At 46.4% G+C, this 3,902-nt stretch carries 3 protein-coding genes and 2 pseudogenes; all 5 read left to right on the top strand.

Annotated elements, in window-relative coordinates:
- Window positions 1–593: pseudogene (locus tag B3182_RS15375) on the top strand (DUF2232 domain-containing protein); the annotation flags it as partial.
- 48 nt (window positions 594–641) lie between these two features.
- Window positions 642–1,187: a 50S ribosomal protein L9 gene (rplI, locus tag B3182_RS15370; protein ID WP_349676187.1), complete on the top strand. Its 546-nt coding sequence runs from the start codon at window positions 642–644 to the stop codon at window positions 1,185–1,187.
- A gap of 100 nt (window positions 1,188–1,287) precedes the next feature.
- The gene (gene dnaB / locus B3182_RS15365) at window positions 1,288–2,700 is read left to right on the top strand and encodes a replicative DNA helicase (protein WP_014706209.1); all 1,413 of its coding nucleotides are present in this window, start codon (window positions 1,288–1,290) and stop codon (window positions 2,698–2,700) included.
- Window positions 2,697–3,785 carry an alanine racemase gene (alr, locus tag B3182_RS15360; RefSeq protein ID WP_292357811.1) on the top strand — a complete coding sequence of 363 codons (1,089 nt, stop codon included), beginning with the start codon at window positions 2,697–2,699 and terminating at the stop codon, window positions 3,783–3,785. The genes dnaB and alr overlap by 4 nt, the downstream gene beginning before the upstream one ends.
- Window positions 3,778–3,902: pseudogene (locus B3182_RS15355) on the top strand (DNA repair protein RadA); the annotation flags it as partial. The gene alr and the pseudogene B3182_RS15355, both read left to right, overlap by 8 nt.

Genomic DNA, 3,902 nt, shown 5'->3' with positions numbered 1-3,902 from the left:
GTCTGGCTGCGGCCGGAGTCGGTATTCTGGTGGTACTGATATCACATATCTTTTTGCCTAATCCGGCATTGTGGTGGCAGGAAATGCTGACACCATTTGTTCAATTACTATCTGAACAATCCGGTTGGCAGATGAACGCCACAGAAACGCAAAACTTTCTGGTACAAATGGCCAGCATGATGACCGGTCTGATTGCCGCAGCAGTAAGTGTCAATATTATTCTGGGCATTTTGATTGGCCGTGCATGGCAAGCCTCGTTATATAACGAGGGTGCATTTGGCAGTGAGTTTACTCAAATTACTCTGGGTAAAACACTGGCGACTGTCTCAGCCGTCTTGATGGGGCTTTCCCTGACTGGAATGGCGGGGTCTTTGACGTTGCTGGTTGATTGTTTACCGGTGCTGTTAGTGCTTTTTGCATTACAAGGTATTGCGGTTGCACATGCAATCGTTCGATTGAAACAAAAGTCAGTCGCCTGGTTAGTCGTAATGTATGTGCTGATGGTGTTAATGCTGCCACAAATGATGATTTTAACTGCCACACTGGGCATATTGGAACAATGGTTTAATTTTCGCAAACGCGCAATCGCGTAACGCGGTTATTTTATAAGCAGTCTGAGACTGCGAATGAGGGTTAGAACGATGCAAGTAATTTTGCTGGAAAAAGTTCAAAAGCTGGGTAATCTGGGTGATGAAGTTAGTGTAAAAGCTGGCTATGGTCGTAACTTCCTGGTTCCTGCGGGTAAGGCTTTGCCTGCCAACAAAAACAACAGAGAAAAATTTGAAGCTCGTCGCGCTGAACTTGAAGCGGCTGCTGCCAAATTACTTACTGCAGCTCAGGAACGTGAGAAAAAGCTGGTTGCAGCTGGTGAAGTCGATATCATGGCTAACGCTGGTGTTGAAGGTAAATTATTCGGTTCGGTTACTGCTGCAGAAATCGCTGATGCGGTCAATGCAAAAGGCGCTGATGTAGACCGTAATGAAGTCCGTTTACCAACAGGACCTTTACGCCACACTGGTGAATACAACATTGATGTGCAATTGCATGCTGATGTTGTTGTGAGTGTGAAAGTCAATATCACTTCTGAAGCTGAGCTGGCTGCCATTGCTGCTGCTGAAGAAGCTCGTAAAGCACGTGATGCTGCACGTGAAGAAGCAGAAGCGATTGCCAAAGAGCAAGAGCAGTAAAAATTAGTTAAAAATTGGGACATGGTGTTCCATGTCCCAGTAATTTTGTGATTCGCTAATATGGAATCAAATGCTTGTTTAACCAGCTTGGACGAATGCTGTGGAACAGATAACTTATCCAGAAAGCTATCAAGACAGCGCAACTCAGGCCCTGAAGGTTCCGCCACATTCAGTTGAAGCTGAACAATCGGTCTTAGGCGGCTTGATGCTTGATAACAGTGCCTGGGAACAGGTATCTGATCTCCTGGTTGAGCAGGACTTCTATCGTCACGACCATCAACTTATTTTCCGTGGCATAGCCGAATTAATGGAACAAGCCAATCCTGTAGACGTGATCACGTTGGCAGAATGGCACAATCAGCGCGGTGAACTGGATAAAGTCGGTGAATTGGCTTATCTCGGTGCCTTAGCGCGCAATACTCCCAGTGCTGCAAATATCAAAGCCTACGCCTCGATCGTTCGTGAACGTTCGATTCTGCGTCAGCTTATCCAGATTGGTAATAATATTGCTAATATGGCATTTACGCCTGAAGGCCGTAATAGCGAAGAAATGCTCGATACTGCTGAGCGACGCGTTTTTGAAATCGCAGAAAAAGGTGCCAAACGTGGCGGGGGTTTTATTCAGGTCAAAGATGTTCTGAGTAAGGTCGTCGATAAAATTGATACGCTGTTTGAACAGGATAGCGGTATCACCGGTTTACCAACCGGCTTTATTGATTTTGATGATCAGACATCTGGTTTACAGCCTGCCGATCTGGTCATTATCGCTGGTCGACCGTCGATGGGTAAAACCACCTTTGCAATGAATATTGCTGAAAATGCCGCGATTCACAGCAAACAGCCCGTTGCCGTATTCAGTATGGAAATGCCTGCTGACTCATTAGCAATGCGGATGTTGTCTTCGCTAGGTCGAATCGATCAGCATCGTTTACGTACTGGTCGATTAAACGATGATGACTGGCCACGCTTAACCTCAGCCATAGCGTTATTAAATGAAGCTCCGCTGTTTATTGATGATACCGGTGGTTTGACTCCCTCTGAACTGAGAGCCCGGGCGAGACGTTTAAAACGTGAGCATGGCCTGAGTTTGATCATTGTCGATTACCTGCAGCTAATGAGTGGCAGTGCCAACGGTCGTCAGGCAGAAAATCGTACCAATGAGATTTCAGAAATTTCCCGTTCATTAAAAGCACTGGCCAAAGAGCTCAATGTGCCGGTGATTGCGTTATCCCAGTTAAACCGTTCACTGGAGCAGCGACCAAATAAACGTCCGGTTATGTCGGATCTACGTGAGTCAGGTGCGATTGAGCAGGATGCCGATATCATTGTGTTTATCTATCGTGATGAAGTGTATAACGAAGATTCTGCAGAAAAAGGCAAAGCTGAAATCATCATCAGTAAACAGCGTAACGGTCCTATTGGCACCGTGGCATTAACCTTTCAGGGCAAATACACCCGGTTTGAAAACTTTGCCCCTGCGTACTACCAAGATTACGGTGATAATGAATCGTGAGTCGCTATCCGTTTGCCCGAATCGATCTGGCAGCACTGAAACATAATCTGCAACAAGTTCGTCATTTCGCCCCAAACAGTAAAGTGATGTCGGTCATTAAAGCTGATGCTTACGGGCACGGCGTCATTCAGGTTGCTCAGGCGCTCATGCAAAGTGATGCATTTGCAGTGGCCCGATTTAGTGAAGCATTAACGTTACGAAAACATGGATTTGTCCAGCCGATTACCATTTTTGAAGGTGTCAGCACCCTAGAAGAATGGCAGTTGGCTGCTGAATTTGAGTTGACGCCGGTCTTGCATCAGCAACAGCATCTTGAGTTTTTATTAAAAGCGCAAATCCATCAGCCATTACCTTTTTTATGGCTGATGTTGGAAACCGGTATGCACCGTCTAGGTTTACCGCAACAGGACGTAATAAAGATTATTGATGCACTTGAACAACGTTCAGATCTGGTGAGCAAGCTTGGTTTAATGAGTCATTTTGCCAACTCGGATGTATTAAATGATGCACGTAATATCCAACAATTAACGGTTATGAAAAATCTGGCTGAAACAACAGGCTTGCCAGTGTGTATGGCTAATTCAGCAGCGATTATAAGTTTGCCTGAATCGCATTATGACTGGATAAGGCCCGGTCTGATGTTGTATGGCGCCTCACCATTTGCCAATAAATCAGGGGCTGATGTTGGACTCAAGCCGGTCATGCAATTGATCTCCAAATTGATTGCGACGCAGCAATTAAAAGCTGGGGATGAAGTCGGCTATGGCGGTCAGTGGACCGCTGATAAACCCGTGCGTATGGGCGTGGTCAGTATTGGTTACGGTGATGGCTACAGTCGTCATTTATCCAATCTTGGCAAAGTCTTGATTCGAGGTAAAGATGTGCCGATTATTGGTCGCGTCTCGATGGATACCGTCTGCGTCAATCTGAATGATTGTCCCCAGGCGCAACTGGATGATGAGGTGATTATCTGGGGGGCCAACGAGTTGGCGGTTGAATGGTTAGCCGATAAAGCCGGAACCATACCCTATGAATTATTAACCTGTGTGACACCGAGAGTTCAAAGGGAATATTTGAATGGCTAAAGCCAAGCGAGTGTATGTCTGCCGTGAGTGTGGCGCTCAGACCCCACAATGGGCTGGGCGCTGTGCAGATTGCGGTGCATGGAACAGTCTTGAAGAATCCGTGCAGAGTAGCGCCAA

Source organism: Methylophaga sp. UBA4204, assembly GCF_002379485.1.
In the GTDB taxonomy this organism is placed as follows: Bacteria; Pseudomonadota; Gammaproteobacteria; order Nitrosococcales; family Methylophagaceae; genus Methylophaga.
Note: the sequence above shows the minus strand (reverse complement) of the source record. Positions and strands in the feature narration are given on the sequence as shown.

Coding starts and splice junctions, on each gene's coding strand:
- rplI (WP_349676187.1), top strand. CDS start 642: ATGCAAGTAATTTTGCTGGAAAAAGTTCAAAAGCTGGGTAATCTGGGT.